Annotated in this window: 16 protein-coding genes and 1 pseudogene; 6 read left to right on the top strand and 11 right to left on the bottom strand. The window is 57.8% G+C overall.

Annotation, left to right across the window (positions count from 1 at the left end):
- Positions 1-18 precede the first annotated feature (18 nt).
- The 4 genes from AC02Y0_RS22935 to AC02Y0_RS22920 form a co-directional block, all read right to left on the bottom strand.
- Positions 19-1,275 (bottom strand): YcaO-like family protein, encoded by a 1,257-nt coding sequence (locus AC02Y0_RS22935; protein WP_476384161.1) that lies wholly within the window; start codon positions 1,273-1,275, stop codon positions 19-21.
- A gap of 1 nt (position 1,276) precedes the next feature.
- Positions 1,277-1,537 (bottom strand): hypothetical protein, encoded by a 261-nt coding sequence (locus AC02Y0_RS22930; protein ID WP_476384159.1) that lies wholly within the window; start codon positions 1,535-1,537, stop codon positions 1,277-1,279.
- A 3-nt stretch (positions 1,538-1,540) separates the two neighbouring features.
- Positions 1,541-3,085, bottom strand: a complete 1,545-nt coding sequence (locus AC02Y0_RS22925; protein WP_476384157.1) for a tetratricopeptide repeat protein — start codon at positions 3,083-3,085, stop codon at positions 1,541-1,543.
- A gap of 317 nt (positions 3,086-3,402) precedes the next feature.
- On the bottom strand, positions 3,403-3,831 hold the full coding sequence (locus tag AC02Y0_RS22920) for a helix-turn-helix domain-containing protein (RefSeq protein WP_476384156.1): 429 nt from the start codon (positions 3,829-3,831) through the stop codon (positions 3,403-3,405).
- Positions 3,832-4,201: 370 nt separating this feature from the next.
- Here AC02Y0_RS22920 and AC02Y0_RS22915 point away from each other — a divergent pair, with 370 nt between their 5' ends.
- Entirely contained in the window at positions 4,202-4,405 is a 204-nt protein-coding gene (locus tag AC02Y0_RS22915) for a cold-shock protein (RefSeq protein WP_476384154.1), read from the top strand.
- Positions 4,406-4,692: 287 nt separating this feature from the next.
- Positions 4,693-5,070 carry a helix-turn-helix domain-containing protein gene (locus AC02Y0_RS22910; protein ID WP_476384152.1) on the top strand — a complete coding sequence of 126 codons (378 nt, stop codon included), beginning with the start codon at positions 4,693-4,695 and terminating at the stop codon, positions 5,068-5,070.
- Positions 5,071-5,462: 392 nt separating this feature from the next.
- On the opposite strand, the pseudogene AC02Y0_RS22905 reads toward AC02Y0_RS22910, so the two are convergent.
- The 4 genes and pseudogenes from AC02Y0_RS22905 to AC02Y0_RS22890 form a co-directional block, all read right to left on the bottom strand.
- Positions 5,463-5,705 (bottom strand): annotated as a pseudogene (locus tag AC02Y0_RS22905) (LysR substrate-binding domain-containing protein); the annotation flags it as partial.
- Positions 5,706-6,268: 563 nt separating this feature from the next.
- The gene (locus AC02Y0_RS22900) at positions 6,269-7,597 is read right to left on the bottom strand and encodes a type II toxin-antitoxin system HipA family toxin (protein WP_476384150.1); all 1,329 of its coding nucleotides are present in this window, start codon (positions 7,595-7,597) and stop codon (positions 6,269-6,271) included.
- A complete protein-coding gene (locus tag AC02Y0_RS22895) occupies positions 7,587-7,871 on the bottom strand; it encodes a helix-turn-helix transcriptional regulator (RefSeq protein WP_476384148.1) in 285 nt (94 codons plus the stop codon). Before AC02Y0_RS22895 ends, AC02Y0_RS22900 begins: the two co-directional genes overlap by 11 nt.
- Positions 7,872-8,362: 491 nt before the next feature.
- Entirely contained in the window at positions 8,363-9,253 is an 891-nt protein-coding gene (locus tag AC02Y0_RS22890) for a LysR family transcriptional regulator (protein WP_476384146.1), read from the bottom strand.
- A gap of 197 nt (positions 9,254-9,450) precedes the next feature.
- Between AC02Y0_RS22890 and AC02Y0_RS22885 the strand changes: the two genes are divergently transcribed.
- The gene (locus tag AC02Y0_RS22885; protein ID WP_476384387.1) at positions 9,451-9,666 is read left to right on the top strand and encodes a helix-turn-helix domain-containing protein; all 216 of its coding nucleotides are present in this window, start codon (positions 9,451-9,453) and stop codon (positions 9,664-9,666) included.
- Between the two features lie 259 nt (positions 9,667-9,925).
- Positions 9,926-11,986 (top strand): ATP-dependent helicase, encoded by a 2,061-nt coding sequence (locus tag AC02Y0_RS22880; RefSeq protein WP_476384144.1) that lies wholly within the window; start codon positions 9,926-9,928, stop codon positions 11,984-11,986.
- 39 nt (positions 11,987-12,025) lie between these two features.
- Here the strand turns inward: AC02Y0_RS22880 and AC02Y0_RS22875 are convergent, their stop codons facing one another.
- On the bottom strand, positions 12,026-12,343 hold the full coding sequence (locus AC02Y0_RS22875; RefSeq protein ID WP_476384142.1) for a helix-turn-helix domain-containing protein: 318 nt from the start codon (positions 12,341-12,343) through the stop codon (positions 12,026-12,028).
- A 176-nt stretch (positions 12,344-12,519) separates the two neighbouring features.
- Positions 12,520-13,230, bottom strand: coding sequence for an SOS response-associated peptidase (locus tag AC02Y0_RS22870; protein WP_476384140.1), 711 nt, complete (start codon positions 13,228-13,230; stop codon positions 12,520-12,522).
- Positions 13,231-13,438: 208 nt separating this feature from the next.
- Here AC02Y0_RS22870 and AC02Y0_RS22865 point away from each other — a divergent pair, with 208 nt between their 5' ends.
- A complete protein-coding gene (locus tag AC02Y0_RS22865) occupies positions 13,439-13,903 on the top strand; it encodes an excisionase family DNA-binding protein (RefSeq protein WP_476384138.1) in 465 nt (154 codons plus the stop codon).
- Positions 13,900-14,481 carry a PIN domain-containing protein gene (locus tag AC02Y0_RS22860; RefSeq protein ID WP_476384136.1) on the top strand — a complete coding sequence of 194 codons (582 nt, stop codon included), beginning with the start codon at positions 13,900-13,902 and terminating at the stop codon, positions 14,479-14,481. Before AC02Y0_RS22865 ends, AC02Y0_RS22860 begins: the two co-directional genes overlap by 4 nt.
- Before the next feature lie 286 nt (positions 14,482-14,767).
- Here the strand turns inward: AC02Y0_RS22860 and AC02Y0_RS22855 are convergent, their stop codons facing one another.
- Positions 14,768-15,697, bottom strand: a complete 930-nt coding sequence (locus AC02Y0_RS22855) for an ArdC family protein (RefSeq protein WP_476384134.1) — start codon at positions 15,695-15,697, stop codon at positions 14,768-14,770.
- Positions 15,698-15,812 lie beyond the last annotated feature (115 nt).

Raw genomic sequence — 15,812 nt, 5'->3', positions numbered from 1 at the left:
GGCCGACAAAGACGACCTTCATTGCAAACTCCGCGACAGCGCACGAGGTCCAAAGCGCAGCCGCCTTGCTCCGTCTGGATTTTCAAGTTGTGGTGCAAAGACCTTGACGACACTGACAGGCAACCAGTCATGTCCAAGCTCGACCGCAAAGAGATCGGTGATGGCGCAGGAGGCAAGCTGGCTGACCATCAGGTCCAGAGCAGAGCGCGTGGTGTCAGCGCCAAATACGGCCATGTCTTCGACACGCCGCAGAGCTGGCGAGAGGAAGGCCGCCAGATGCATGGGGTCTGCCGCCTTTTCGAACACAGACGGAAGCAGATCGTCACGCGCACCGGCGATATAGGTCATCCGAGACTGCACGGCCTCGAGGACCGCGCGCATGATAGCGCCTTCTGGCTGAAGGGCGGCCCCTGCACCAAGGGTCAGTTCAGCGTATCGGATGGTCTGGCGAGGGTCGTCAGGCGAAAGCAGCGCTGCCACGCAAGGAATGCCAAGATCCGTGGTGATATCAAAAATGGCCAATTGAAGTCCGGCCCGTCTGATCGTTGATAGAAGGTCGGCCAAGGGAGCAGCGTCCAGAGGCCCAGTATCGATGCGTCTTGCAAACTTCTTGTCAGCATGGCTCACACTCCAAAGCGCAAGCGCGTCCCGCTCGACCCGTTCGAGCAATCCATGCAGGATCGCCTCTTCGCGGGTATTGCCTGAGGCGAGGCCGTCCGATGTTTGCCAGTAACGGGGGGCATGACGCGTCCGATCAAAATCCAAGGCTTCGAAGGGTAACCAGATCCTCCCACCGGTTGAGAGGTCATCGGCGTCGACCCAGGCGACCGCCTCATCATGTCTAAGAGGCACCTGGTGTCTTGCAATCAGACTGGAAAGTGTATGGAAGCGATGGCCGCGGCGCTCATGCTCCGCTGCAGTCGCGTATTGCGTGGAACATCCAGGCTCGGTGGCGACGACACGCTCGACGGCCTCCATGACCGCCGAGACCCGGGCAGCTTCCCAGTCGAGCCCTTTTCCCTGGGCAATCACGATCGCCTTGGCGTTTGGGACAAAGGCGCACCAGACAGGGATCCCGAGACGGTCGAGCCCCGTCTGGCTTGCGACACGGGTGACCCCCAGCCGCGCCAGATAGGGCTCGACCTTCTGATAGGTTTCAAAAGGCGAGCATGCCCGCAACTCCCCAAGCCCAAGGTCCTGACCAAGCTCGAGCCCGAGCTCAACTGCAGCCCTGTCCCCCGCACCGTCTTGCGTGAAGGGTACAGGAGCCGGCATGTCAGTTTTCATGCAGGCCAGAGGCGACCTCATGCAGGCCTTGGGCAATTTCATGCAGACCCTCGGCCGCCTTCTCAGCCGTCGTTACGTGAACGGCAAAATTGACGCCCTTCGTGAAGGTCGCGCCGACACGGCGGTAGGACGCTGCCACTGCCATTTCGCCTTCCGGCACCGCATCAAGCGGCAAGACCGCACCGGCATCCAGATCAACCACCCACAATCCGTCTTGCCCCGCAAGCCCCAGTATCACCACACCCGCCATGCTTCAGTCCCCCTTAAATCCGGCCCTGATCAGGCCTTCGCGATAAAGTTCAGTTTGCCAGTGTTCCTTATGCGGCACCATCGCCAGCCATTGCTCGAGATCGAACGATGGATTGTCCGCCAGGAAGCGGTTGCGGCAGAGCCGCGCTCTGGTTTGATCCCCAAGCATGCCGTAGCACGCAGCCGCAAGGCGGTTGGCGGGTTGCCTGTCCTGCATACGATCGATGAAGGCGAGAGCACCTTCAAAATCCTCCAGAAAGTAGCTCGCGCCAGCGGCTGCCCAATAATAGGTGTCCGGCGAGATCGGATTGAGCGAGATCGCAAGGTTGACCTTCTCAATTGCAGCAGCTGGCCGGCTGGCATGGGTCAGACTGTCGGCATGGCTGAAGATGGCATCGGCATAATGGGGGCTCAAGCGTTCCGCCTCGCTGAGCGCCGTCAAGCTCTCGTCGATATTGCCCTTGTAAAGCTGACTGACACCCAGTTCCTTGAACGCCGTTGCAGAGGATCCGTCGAGATCGATAGCACGCCTTGCAAGACGCTCGGCTTCCTCCAGAAGGCTTGCATCACCGCGCGCGGTCAGGACCCATTCAAGGGTCAAGGTCCTTGATATTCCGGCCAGAGCAGACGCCAGATCCCTGTCGTGGCCGAGCGCCTCGCGAAAATGTTTGCGCGCGCGCCGCAAGGACGGCAGGGAGGTCTGGGACAGAGACTGGAGGCCTGACAGATAGGCAAAATAGCCCTCTGGCTTTGCCCGGAACCTATCAACGGGTGCTGCGGTCGCATGCATCCGCTCAATCATGGAATTCTGGATCGCTTGCGCGATTTCCATTCTTTGCTGGGCTGTGTCGGACGGCTCGATCCGGAAACGGGTAGCCCAGACCACTTCGTCGGCTGGGAGAAAGATCAGCTGCGCAAAGAGCCAGTCACCTGAGCGGCGAGTGTCCAGCGCATAGATGACCTGGTGTTGCCTCAGCAACGAGGCCTTGTCGCCGGATGCCCGGATTTTCTCGGCCGTGTAGGGGGCAACCACGCGCAGGCTGCGACTGGCGCAAAGACCAATCGTCAAATCCTCGATCAGAGCATTGGCAACAAATCCTGAGCCTTCCGCTTCAGAGACAATCTCAGGCGGCAGGAGGGCAACACGCGGCAGCTCGATCACAGTTGAGGTCGAGTCTTCTGCCGGATGATTGGGCGGTGACACCACGGATGCCGGGGTCGCCTTGCGGTCGTGCGCCCGGTCCAGCACGGATGAGACAACCGATCGAACGCCTTCATCATGGGGATCTTCCTCAAGCAGCAGCAAAGCGGCGCGCTTCAATGCGGCACGTGGAAAATGCGGATCGTTCAAGGCATGGCACGCGAGCAGCGTCGCCCTCAACTGGCCAGCAAGAGCCAGATGGACTTGCGCAATCCACTTGCCGATCCTGCCGGGTCTGCCCGCATCGCTTGGCATGAAGCCACGTGACAGAGCATCAATCAGCCTTTCCAGACGCGCCAGAAGATCTTGCGGCAAAGCCTCCGCCGCATCGACAGCCTGCGCAGTCACGGGCCCAACTTCGGGAAGATCACAGTCGAGACTGCCTGGCCGCAATTCGACTTCGCTTTGTCCGATGATAAGCGGGCAGGTACTGCGATCGGCAAATGAGAGCTGGAAACGCCGCAGCATTGATCTCAGATTTGTCGCGGCCACCTCCCCACCCCCTGACCAGAATAGATCCGCAAGCTCGCGCCGGGAGACAGGTGCCTGCCTTTGATGCACATAGGCAAGCATGATCAAAGCTGTCATAGGCACATTGAGGACATGGCCCGACGGATCCTCGAGCCGACAGCTTCCAAGCGTGACGAGGCGGTAGCGCATCGGAGTTACGGGCTGGGAGCCGCGTGGTCCTCAGGACTGACGGGATCGGCCTGATCTGAGCTCAAGGCGCGCACCAGGGAGAGAATCTTCCGGCGGATCGCCTTGTCTTCGATCGCGTTAAAGGCGCGAACGAGAGCGACACAATCCTTGGAGGTCAACAACTCCGTCGGGGTGTCCGTTATCCAACCGTCTTCCTGCGGAACAGGACTTGGTCCCTCCTCGAAGAAGAAGGAAATCGGGGTGTCCAGAACAGCTGCGATCCGCTGTAGTCGGCTGGCACCGACCCGATTTGTCCCCTTCTCGTATTTCTGGACCTGCTGAAATGTGATGCCAAGGCCGTCTGCGAGCTTCTCCTGGCTCATACCTAGGATATTTCGACGCAGGCGAATACGTGCGCCAACATGCTTGTCGATCGCGTCTGGGCCTTTTCGCATTTCCGTTCTCCCTCGTGACGAACGTCAATCATTGCGTGAAACCAATTCTGACGCAATCATGACATATACCAAGTTAAGAGCTTTTTTGGATTTAAAGGTGGGTTTGCGCCAAGTCCTCACCTAGGTCTTGGAAGCTTGGCGCTTCAACCTTCTGCACGATATACATTCGCGCGCACCCACAAGATGCCTCAAGTTCTTGCGTGGCATATCATTGATGGTTCAATACCAGCCATCCATAAGCAATGCCTCATAAGTTTGCTCAAAACACGGCGCGTCACCAGGTCTGCACGGCGCGATTGAGAAGCTGCGACTTGCTGCGCATGACCACAACCGTTATGCGTGGGCGTCGCACATGACCAAAGAGGACATTATGGCTACCGGCATCGTAAAATTCTTCGCCCAGGACAAGGGCTTTGGCTTCATCACCCCCGACAATGGCGGACCTGACGTCTTCGTCCATATCTCGGCTGTCAGCTTCGGCGGCGCCTTGCAGGATGGTCAAAAGGTCAGCTTCGACATCGGCCAGGATCGCAAGACAGGCAAATCCAAGGCCGAGAACGTCACCGTTGTGTAAGCACGCAGTTGGCGGCAGCCGACGTGCTCGTTCCTAAAACACAGCCGCTCAGCATCCCGCAAAGCTGGTATGCATGAGCGAAGCCCTCGATTTACCGAACTTTCCCCATTGAAATCGCTTATTGTCGGATCTCAACAGGGCAAGCCCCGTGATCAAGCCAAGCCCGGAGAGTACCTCTCCGGGCTTCGTCGTTTGCTCTCAGGCTCCGAGATGAAGCCACACTAGGTGGATCAAGTGGATTGGGACGCACAAGGCATACGACAAGATTGACGTGAAGGAGATCGAACATGATGGCTGATCTTAAGCCCATCCGATCAGAAGCGGACTACGACGAAGCTCTGGCTGAGGTCGAGAAACTGTGGGGTGCACAGGCAGGCACGCCCGAGGGCGACCGGCTGGATATTCTGGCGACGCTCATTGACGCTTATGAAGCGAAGACTTATCCCATGGCCCCCCCTGATCCGGTTGAAGCAATCCGTTTTCGGATGGAACAGCAAGGCTTAACCCGCAAAGACCTTGAACCGATGATTGGTCCGCCTAACCGTGTGGCAGATGTCCTGAATCGCAAGCGAAGCCTTTCGATCGATATGATCCGTCAACTGCACGCTCGACTTGGTATATCAGCGGATGTTCTGATCAGGCCGAGTAGGGGCAAGGTCGCCTGAGCAGATCTGCGACCTATTCACCTAATCGGACAGTTGCAGGCAGGTTTACATGTCTTCGCTCAGCCAAATCCGCGTGGAGCTCACTCTCCGGATCAAAGCCGCGCTTGCGCGAGATCCGGGCGGACAATGAAGAATATCGGAGGCCTCAGCATTGCGACGGCTCCAATGAGCCGGGAGGCCGGGAATTCTCGACACGCAGGGGACCGGTTAAAAAGGGTAGCCGCAGGAGCCTGAGCGGAGCGACCCGAAGGGTCAGGCGGGACCGACTGCCCCCGGGCCCTGCGTTCCGCTTGAAAGGGATTGTCGCACTCCGGCTAAGTTGATTCCTCACAACAAAAAAACGGCAATCTGTATGGCTGACAACGGACGCGGAATGGCGAGAAGAGGGGCCCTCACCTGCCCTGCCGCCCGAGTGTCCTTGCAATATCAATGATATCGTCGCGTGCAGCCGTCGGGTCATCCTTGCTCCAGGCAACACCGAGCCCGATCTTCAGATCAATGCCGGTCACCTTTTTCAGGACAACACCCCTGCCCGACAGATCCCCCGTCCATTCCGGCGCAAAGCCGACACCGAGGCCCGAGGAGACCAGCGAGATCAGCGAAAACGTGTCGTCACAGGTATAGGCGACATTTTCGGGAGCCCTGAGCCACGGCCCGGGCGCTTTTGCCCGAAGGGTCCAAGGTCTTGACGGGTGACGGGGCGACAGCCCCTTCTCGATTTGGCCCAAAATCATCGATTTTCATGCAAAGTTATCGCTTTTCATGAGCTTGATCGTTTGTGAGCTGATTTCACGTGAAGAGAGCAGCAGGATGGGGAAGTCTCACAAACAGAGCGAGGTATTCGGTCAACCTCGAGACCATAGAAAACTTCCCGATCGGTAGAAAATCCTTCTTCGGAATAAACGTCCCGTGCGGTAAGCGACCCGAGGCGATTTTTCGATTTCCAGGTGAGCCTGGGATTCCGGTGCAGCCAACCGGGCAAAACGTGAGGGGCCTTTACTGAGGTAGATCGAGCTTGCCAGGTTGAGGCGCACTGGCGACAACTTCATCATCGAGCTCGGATCCGGAAAGCCGAATTGGCAGCTTGAACAGCTGCTGATCACTCTACGCACCTTGTCATTTTCCTCACCCGACGATCGCCTTGCAAAGCCCAGTCATTCCGTTAGCCTGACCTTCACTGCCAGCGTCCTTGGTGCTGTCATCGTCCAGCACCTTCGCTTGCGATCAGCATGCTGCGCGCCATACTGAAGGCATCCTGCAGCGCCTTGTGATCATTAAGGCCTTCGAGAGCGTAGAGGTTGAGAAACTGGCGCCCAGCGAACAGCTTACGATCGATGGGGCTGACGTCTGCTTCGTCGCAGACCTCTTGCCAGAACTGGGCAATGGTTGTGATCTGATGTTCGATCAATGCGGCCGCTTGCGCTTCCTTCAGGTGATAGTCTGGCGCCGCGGCGAGCAACGTGGCAAGCGTGCTGGCGCGGCGATTGCCCTTGATGAGCATGGCTTGGGTGGCTTCGTTGCCCGTACGGCCTTGCGGGCAGATATCATAGGCGGGGGTGAGCTTAAGCATCTTGCCGTCCCAGAAGGCAGCATGGTTGCGAGCATGGTCGTCGGTATTCCCGCACAGCACGTTGAAGCAGATCCGTCCGTACAGTTCCTTGAGCGTTTCCTTGGGTTCCGTGAAGCAGTGGCGGATGAGTTCGGCCAAATCTTCGTATGAGGCGTAACGGGCCATCATCTCATCAAGACCCAGCATGGTCAGCGCCGAGACCATAGCGTGCCTCGTCCAGCCATCTTCTGTGCGTGTGCGATCGAAGCGCTCGATCAGCAGCACATCCTTATGGGCCACTTGGGTGATCGAGACGGACGCGACGTTGATCCGGCATGCGGCCGCCAGCTTCATCGCGATGAACTCGGCCTTCACGACGCTGTATGTATCGTTTGCTGCCGAGAATTTGGCGATGAATTTCTTCGCGCCGTCGTCGATGAGCACCTTGGGGCGGGCGCCCCCGATCGACGTGCCGTGATTGAGGGCCTGATCGAGTGCCGGGGTCAGAGGGATACCTTTTTCAATATGGGCAGCCGCTTCCATCAGCTCATCAAGCGAAGCCTGTGCGGCAAGGCGGGGGACGTATTCTGTGGCCGATGCCTGAAAGTCGAGTGCACCAATCCGGTCGGAGCCTGACTGCAGAAGGAATGTCAGCTCGTCGATCTCTGGCACGCCAGCATCGTCAGGTTTCCTGCCCGTCAGCCTGTTGATGATAACCCGGCGGCCCCAGGCGTCTGGCGAGCCATCGCGAATGCAGCTTGCCATCGACAGGCCAGTAATGGGCGCAATGATGCCCTCCTGGAGGGGCAGTTCGGGCTCATAGATGGGAATGGCGCTCTTTCGACGGCGATAGCTGGCGCCGTAGGTATAGGTTAGGCGATCGCCATCCTGATCAAGGCGGCCGGCCACCACTGGCTCGGTCGCCCCCGGCAGCCATATCCAGACGAAGGCTTCGGAAGCGCCCTCCCTAGAAGTCATCATTGACCTCCTTCGCGGCGTGGCGAACGCTCTTGGGCATCAGAGTGAGTTTTTCATCGAGGCGTGCATTGTGCGCCTGAAACTCGCGCTCGTCATAGTCGAACAGGCGCACGCCAACGATGGAGGCAACCTCAAGGACGATACCGATCTCGGGCCCCGGCGTGCCTTTTTCGATGTTGGACAGGGTTGTGCGACTGATCCCCGCGCGGTCCGCCAGTTCCTGCGCGGTTAGGCCCCGCTCGGCACGACCAATGCGGATCAGCTTGCCAAGCATGGCGAGTGCTTGGTGCGTGACCCTTGAGTAGCTTCTCTGACGCGGCACTCCCATCCCCTTTGTTCATTCAAATGAACACGAGGCAACCTCACGTCCAGATTTCTGTACGTTATGCACTAAAGCTCACGTCTGATCAAGCTCAGTTCATTTAACTGGTCACAAGAGCACCTCGCGTCCAGTTTTTTGCACAAAATCAGGTGTCCGCAACCGCGACCAGCCAAGCTCGGCTTGAATATCGGAGGCCTCAGCATTGCGACGGCTCAGATTAGCCGGGAGGCCGGGAATTCTCGACACGCAGGGAACCGGTTCAAAAGGGTAACCGCAGGAGCCTGAGCGGAGCGACCCGAAGGGTCAGGCGGGACCGACTGCCCACGGGCCCTGCGTTCCGCTTGAAAGGGATCGTCGCACTCAGGCTAAGTTGATTCCTCACAACAAAAAAACGGCAATCTGTACGGCTGACAACGGACGCGGAATGGCGGGAACAGAACCCCTCACCTGCCCTGCCGCCCGAGTGTTCTTGCAATATCAATGATATCGTCGCGTGCAGCCGTCGGATCATCTTTGCTCCAGGCAACACCGAGCCCGATCTTCAGATCAATGCCGGTCACTTTTTTTAGGACAACACCCCTGCCCGGCAGATCCCCCGTCCATTCTGGCGCAAAGCCGACACCGAGGCCTGAGGAGACCAGTGAGATCAGCGAAAACGTATCGTCGCAGGTATAGGCGACATTCTCGGAAAGCCCATGCTGTTCAAATGCCTCTGCGAAATACCGCTCGGTATAAGAGAGGTTCTGTCGCTTGAAGCCTATGATCTTTTCGCTCCGCAGATCCTCGATCGTCACCTCGTGTTTCAGCGCCAGCGGATTGTCCTGTCGCACAGCCAGGAGATAGCGCTCATGGGCAATCGAGAAGAAGCGAAGAGATCCGATGTTCTCGACCGGTCGGATGAAGCCCAGGTTCAGGCGCCCACATTCGAGCTGGCGGATGATATCGGCGGTCGAGCCGTTTGACACATGCAGGCGGATGTCTGGAAACTTCCTTACAATCCGCGCCAGGAACGCCGGCAGCACACCCACCGTTGCCGGATAGATCGTGCCGATCTTGATCTCGCGCATGGTTCTGCCCCCTGCCGCACGCGCCATCTCGGCGGATAGATCAAGATCCCCGAGCATGCGCACGCAGCGATCATAAAAGACCTCCCCTGCCCGCGTCAGCTCCACCTTGCGCGTCGAGCGGGTAAGGAGCTGTACGCCGAGCCCCTTCTCGAGCGCCTGCACCTGGGTGCTCAGCGCCGGCTGGGCGATGTTCACCCGCATGGCGGCCCGGCCGAAATGCAACTCCTCGGCAACGGCGACAAAGTAGGAGAGTTGGCGGAGTTCCATAATGAGCTCCCCGGACACAGGTTAGCGAGCCTATCGTCAGCTGGGCACGACAAATCGCGCTCGCGACGGCGAGTGAATACATTTATGGTCATGGAATCAGCGGGTTCGCCGCATTATGCAATTGATAGCTGAGCAAAAACGCCACGTCAAGTCGTTTTCGCTCATTGGAGGCGATTTTGTTTGCGGTTCAGTGCAAAATGGCTCGCACCGCCTTGGGCTGGAGCGTCAAGGATCTGGCAACAGCCGCAAGTGTATCGACCAACACGATTGTGAGGCTCGAGCGAGGAGAGGCACTGAAACCGCGCACCATCGCTGACATACGCGACGCCCTTGAAAATGGCGGAGTAGTATTTCTGGACGGTGAGTATGCCGGAAATGGCGGGCCAGGCGTCAGGTTCAAAAACCAGCCTTAAGTGCCAGCCGCGAACCCTCGGACGAGCTGTAGGAACCCTCCACTGGCTGGGCTGCCACAATTGGAACTCCAGGATAGCAGAAACACCCTGCGCCATTCATAGTCTCAAAGGTTGATACCCATCATTCCGACAGTTGAACCATCTTGCGGTGGTTCACGAAGCTGCTATGTTCTTTTTTTGTTCCGAAAGAACCTCGTCGGCACGGGCCTGCGCCCAAGATGCCAGTGCACCCCGACAACGATCAAGCCATTGAGCACGAATGACGGCCTATCTGGAAAAACTGAACGAGCAGCAACGGCAAGCGGTCATGCATGGCGTTGGGGCAGCTGACGGCGCGCCTGGAGGGCCGCTTCTGATCATTGCCGGTGCGGGCTCGGGCAAGACCAATACCCTTGCCCATCGCGTCGCTCACCTGATCGTCAACGGGGCTGATCCCCGTCGTATCCTTTTAATGACGTTTTCACGTCGGGCAGCTTCAGAATTGGGGCGGCGCGTCGATCGGATCTGCCGGCAGGTGCTGGGAGACAAGGCCATGGGTGAGGCGCTCACCTGGTCGGGGACGTTTCATGGAATTGGCGCCAGGCTGTTGCGCCACTATGCCGAACAGGTCGGTCTCAACATCGATTTTACCATCCACGACAGGGAGGACAGTGCCGACCTGATGAACCTCGTTCGTCACGAGCTGGGGTTCTCCAAAACGGAAACCCGCTTTCCGACCAAGGGCACCTGTCTGTCCATCTATTCGCGTGTCGTGAATGCACAGAGCTCGATCCTGGACGTCCTCAAATCTGCCTATCCTTGGGCCCTTGGCTGGGAAGACGAATTGAAGCAGCTGTTTGGCGCCTATGTGGAGGCCAAGCAGGTTCAAGGCGTTCTCGATTACGATGACCTCCTTCTTTACTGGGCGCAGATGATCTCGCATCCGGAACTTGCAGAGGATATCGGTGGTCGCTTCGATCATGTTCTGCTCGACGAATATCAAGACACCAACCACCTTCAGGCGGAAATCCTGCTGTCGCTTAAACCTGGCGGGCGCGGGCTGACAGTCGTCGGTGACGACGCCCAGTCGATCTATTCGTTTCGGGCAGCAAGTGTGCGAAACATCCTCGACTTTCCAAATGCGTTCTCGCCGAAGCCCGCCGACGTCATCACGCTTGAGCGCAATTACCGCTCCACCCAGCCGATCCTTGCGGCGGCAAATGGAGTGATCGGTCTTGCCCGCGAGCGCTATACCAAGAACCTCTGGACGGACAGGACGTCGGAGCAAAGACCACTTCTCGTGACGGTCCGCGACGAGACTGACCAGGCTGCCTATATCGTTGAGCAGGTGCTCGCCAATCGCGAAACCGGTACTGCCTTGAAACAGCAGGCAGTCTTGTTCCGAACATCGAGCCACAGTGGAACGCTGGAAGTCGAACTGACCCGACGCAACATTCCTTTCGTGAAGTTCGGAGGTCTGAAGTTTCTCGACAGTGCCCATGTGAAGGATCTGCTAGCCACATTGCGCTTTGCCCAGAACCCGCGCGACAGGGTCGCCGGTTTTCGCCTGCTTCAGATGTTGCCGGGTATTGGCCCCCAAAGGGCCGCCAAGATCCTTGATACGATCGCTGACGATCCAGAACCCTTGCAGTCGCTTGCCGAGATCCCACCACCGCCAAAAACGGGTGACGACTGGGGAGCTTTCGTGGATCTTCTGACGACGCTTCGCAAGGCAGAAGGCGGGTGGCCGACAGAACTCCAGATCGCCAGGCTCTGGTATGAGCCCCATCTCGACCGCATTCATGAAGATGCCGAAACCCGCAAGGCCGACCTTGTGCAGCTTGAACAGATCGCCGGCGGCTATCCGAGCCGTGAACGCTTCCTGACTGAACTGACACTTGATCCGCCGGATGCCACAAGCGACCAGGCGGGCGTGCCGTTGCTCGACGAGGACTATCTGATCCTGTCGACCATTCATTCAGCCAAAGGACAGGAATGGCGTTCAGTCTTCATGCTCAACGTCGTTGACGGCTGTCTTCCCTCGGATCTTGGTGCGGGCACGACGGCCGAGCTTGAGGAGGAGCGGCGCCTGCTCTATGTCGGCATGACACGCGCACGCGACAGTTTAAGCCTGATTACCCCCCAGCGGTTCTTCACACATGGGCAGAATGCAAAGGGCGACAGGCATGTCTATGCCTCACGCACGCGCTTCATCCCGGCCATGCTTCTGCAGTATTTTGAGCAGGCAGGCTGGCCGAAGGTCGCTCAGTCTGCGACGCAACGCAGTGCAAACCAGATCCGCATCGATGTTGCGGCAAATATGCGCGGCATGTGGAAATAGACGCTAAAGGTCGGCTCAATCGGATGAGTGGCGAGAAGGTCAGCCTTGTGAGCCAATATCGCTTTCAAAGGTGAAGGTGTCGGTATCCGATCCGTCGATGATGTCATGGGGTCTCAGGAGCCCATTGACAGCCGGCACCCAGACTTTCGGGACGAACATCAGTTCGAGATTCATTGCGCGGGCAATGCTCATCAGTGTGGTGATGCGTGCAGCGCTTCGGCCAGCTTCGATGTCGTGGTAGCGAAGACGCGATATGCCGGCGATTTCGGCCACCTTCTGCTGACTATAGCCGAGTTCCTTCCGAGCCGCTTTCAACAGCCGTCCGATTTGCTCGAGATCTTCCAGTTCTGACGTCAACAGCAATCCTTCAAAGATCCTTGATCAGCAGTTCATGTTCAAGACTCGCTATAGCTTGTCAAGCGCGACGAACCGTTGACGGCAGAGCATCCCAATCCAAACCTTGCGGTTGAACTCAACGACAACCCACCAGTATCAGCGGTCTTCTTCAGTCGGAATCCAGCACTCCCTGATCGTCAAAATGCAATCCGCACCAGCTCACCATCTGGCAGAGGCCGCTGCAGCGCACGCGCTTCTTCCCAAGGCGCGGTCATCCAGGTCTCGATGTCCTCAGGCGTTTTCAGGATCACCGGCATTGCCTTTTGATGCACGGGCGCCACCACCCCATTCGGCTCGGTTGTCAAAAAGCCAAAGAGATCATCGCGCGTGAGCCCATCCTTCACCTTGCGCACGCTTTGCCACTGCGCGACCCAGATGCCGGCAAAGACCATCAAGGGCTCGCCTGCGTCACCGGCAAACCAGGCATTCGGTGTCGGCCCGTCTTCAGGCTTGGAGGCCGGATCCGGTTCGGCAAAGCGCGTGACAGGCACGACGCAGCGGTTGTCGACGCCGAGCCATCGTTTCCAATGGGCACTTGCCGTATTGCGGATATTGGTCGTGCCGCGGTCAGGCTCCAGTTTCAACAGCTCTTCGAAATCGACGGGTTTGTTCTTTTCGCGCAGCTTCTGCGCCCGTTTTGATGCTGCGTCATTAAGCGCCTTTTGCGAGGACGGCATGCCCCAGCGCAGCATCACAGCCTCGCGCTCACCATCCCTGTTGCGCACAACAGGCGCCATCTGGTCGGGATACACATTGAGCGACGGCTCCAGATTGCCGAGCCGGTCGATCGCCTTGGTCAGCGCCCGGATCGCCTCCTGGTTGGTGGTAATGGAGTAGAGATTGCACATTGCCTCAAAGCTCCGATCTCAGTCGCGCGGCAGTTTAACAATCGATAGTCGATTGCCCAGTTTTCACCGCTCTGTTCATGGAACCAATAGGGAACCATAGACGCGAACGGCGGTTCACTTGTTGCGTTTGTTGCGTTTATTGCGATTAAGACGTGACTTTCAGCTTTCTCGGTGATAGTCTTGGTGCTCGAATAAATAGGAGACTGAAATGCTTGCACTCATGGATCAGACACGTGCGCCGTTTGTCGCCGACGAGGCTGAAGCGGTGATCGCAAGAAGGGCTGCCGATCTGTTGAGGACTGTTGCCGAGGCGAATGAAGGCGTCAAAATCACGGTAGATGGCAAAGAGGACTCGAAGATCATCGTCCCGCTGCCTGCTCGCGCCGTTGCCCTTATATATGAAGTCCTGCAGGCGATGGCCAATAGAACGCCAATGTCCCTTATCCCTCACGATGCAGAGCTCACCACGCAGCAGGCTGCGGACTACCTGAATGTGTCTCGCCCGCACTTTATACGTCAGCTGGAAGCCAACAAGCTTGAGTATCGCAAGGTGGGCAGCCATCGCAGAATTCGGTTCGCCGATCTGATCGAATATGAGAAGGCATGCAGGCACGAGCAGAAAAGGGCTCTTGTTGATCTCAACGATGAAGCCAGACGGCTTGGGCTCGAATGATTTCAACCTTCACCGCGTTCATAGATGCCAATGTTTTTTACGGCGCCAGACTCCGAAGCCTCGTGCTGTTCGTTGCCCAGTCAAAAATCTTCCGTGCCCGCTGGTCGAATGAAGTGCACGAAGAATGGGTTCGCAATCTCCTCAAGAACCGACCGGATCTCAAGGAGAGCGATCTTGATCGCACCCGAGAACTGATGAACAGGGCGGTGCCCGACTGCCTTGTCGCGGGCTATGAGCCTTTGATTGCCGGACTACAGCTGCCCGATGAGAATGATCGCCATGTGTCGGCGGCAGCCATTCAAACGCGAGCAAACGTCATCGTGACATTCAATCAAAGAGACTTCCCGGAGGAAGCGATCTCGCGGTTCAGGCTTCACACGAAGCATCCGGATGATTTCCTGGTCGATGCATACAACATTTCGCCCGGTGAATTTGTCGAAGCCGTCCAAGACGACTTCAGCCACTACGGGGAACCACCTTTGGCCTATGAGGAGTATCTCGCAAGCTTGGCGAAAGCCGGAGTGCCGAAGCTCGCCGAGACACTTAAGCCATTCAAAGTTCTGATGCCCAAAGACTAGACGCGCGCCGGATTGAAAGCTCCCGGCTCGAAAACGCTTAGAGGACTTACCCCACTTCAGGGGCCTCGACGCTTTGCACGTCCCCCATTTTCGACCTCTTCCCACCGTCAGAATCACAAGGTCCAGTTTGCCTCTATTATCGCTGTCTTTTCCCTTAGCTTCAGCTTCACGGCTAAAGTCTGAAGCATTTCTCAAGAAGCGTAAGCCGCCGCCTTGAGGTGCGAGCGATCCAGTCGCTTTGCAGACCGCCTCGCACGGGTCCAATACAGGAACAGCGACCGACCGCTTACGCTCGTCCCTCTTGAGCGTCCGTCGAGGCCTTCCGACCATGCAGAAAGGCGACCGCACGCTCCGCATGGGCGGCAGCGCTGAAGATGGCCCGTTTGTCTTGCCTCAGCACCTTGAGCCAGCTCTGGATATAGGCTGCATGATCGGCACCGGGCTCAGGCGTTAAAGCGAGATCAGCGCATAAAAACGCAGCCCCCAGTTCGGCCACGAGCTCTTCGCGCGCATAGCCTTCATCACCGAATGCCTTGCCTCCCAATCTACGATCCAGGCGGCTCTCATGTTTTGTCCAATGGGTCGCTTCATGCGCAAGCGTCGCATAATAGGCCTCCGCGCTTCTGAAGCTCTCGAAACACGGCATCTGAACGTGATCGCTTGAAGCGCTGTAATAGGCCCGATTGCCACCGTGGCGGATATCGGCACCCGTTACGGCAAAGAACTGATCGGCATGCGCGATGCGCTGAAGCGGATCGATCACCGCGTCTGGCTTGATCTGATAATGCTCGGGCAGTCCCTCGATCTGTTCGGTATTGAAGACCGTGTAGGATTTGAGAAAAGGGATCTGTCTCGTCTCATCACTTCCCTCGTCCTGACTTGCCCGGTCCTCACTTCCCTGGTCCTCACTGTCGTTCCGGCTGATCGTGCCGGCATAGACAACCAAGGCACCCTTCTCGCCCTTTCGCACATGGGCGCCCAGTTCGATGGCCTGCCGAAAGGTCATCCAGCAGGAAGACGAATAGCCCGCCTCGCTCGCCGCTGCCCACAGCATCAAAACATTGATGCCGCCATAGGGAAGTCCGTTGTGACGCAAGGGCCGTGTGATGCGGCCTGCCGTATACCCGGCATTCCATGGCCTCAGCCAAGTGAGCTCTCCCTTTTCCAGATCGGCAATGATCTTCTTCGTCACTTCAGCGTAAACATCGCTTCTCATGTCCCTTTTCCTTTGATCGGGTTGCGCATGCAACCGATCTGCCCCTCTGGCGAAGAGAGGGGGGAACCCGTCCAGACCCAAAAGTATCCGGGGTGGTGCGGGCGCAAGGGCCAAG

The sequence above is a fragment of the Allorhizobium sp. nf9_anc genome (assembly GCF_056323085.1).
The sequence above is the reverse complement of the archived record's forward strand: the minus strand, read 5'-3'. Positions and strand labels throughout refer to the sequence as shown.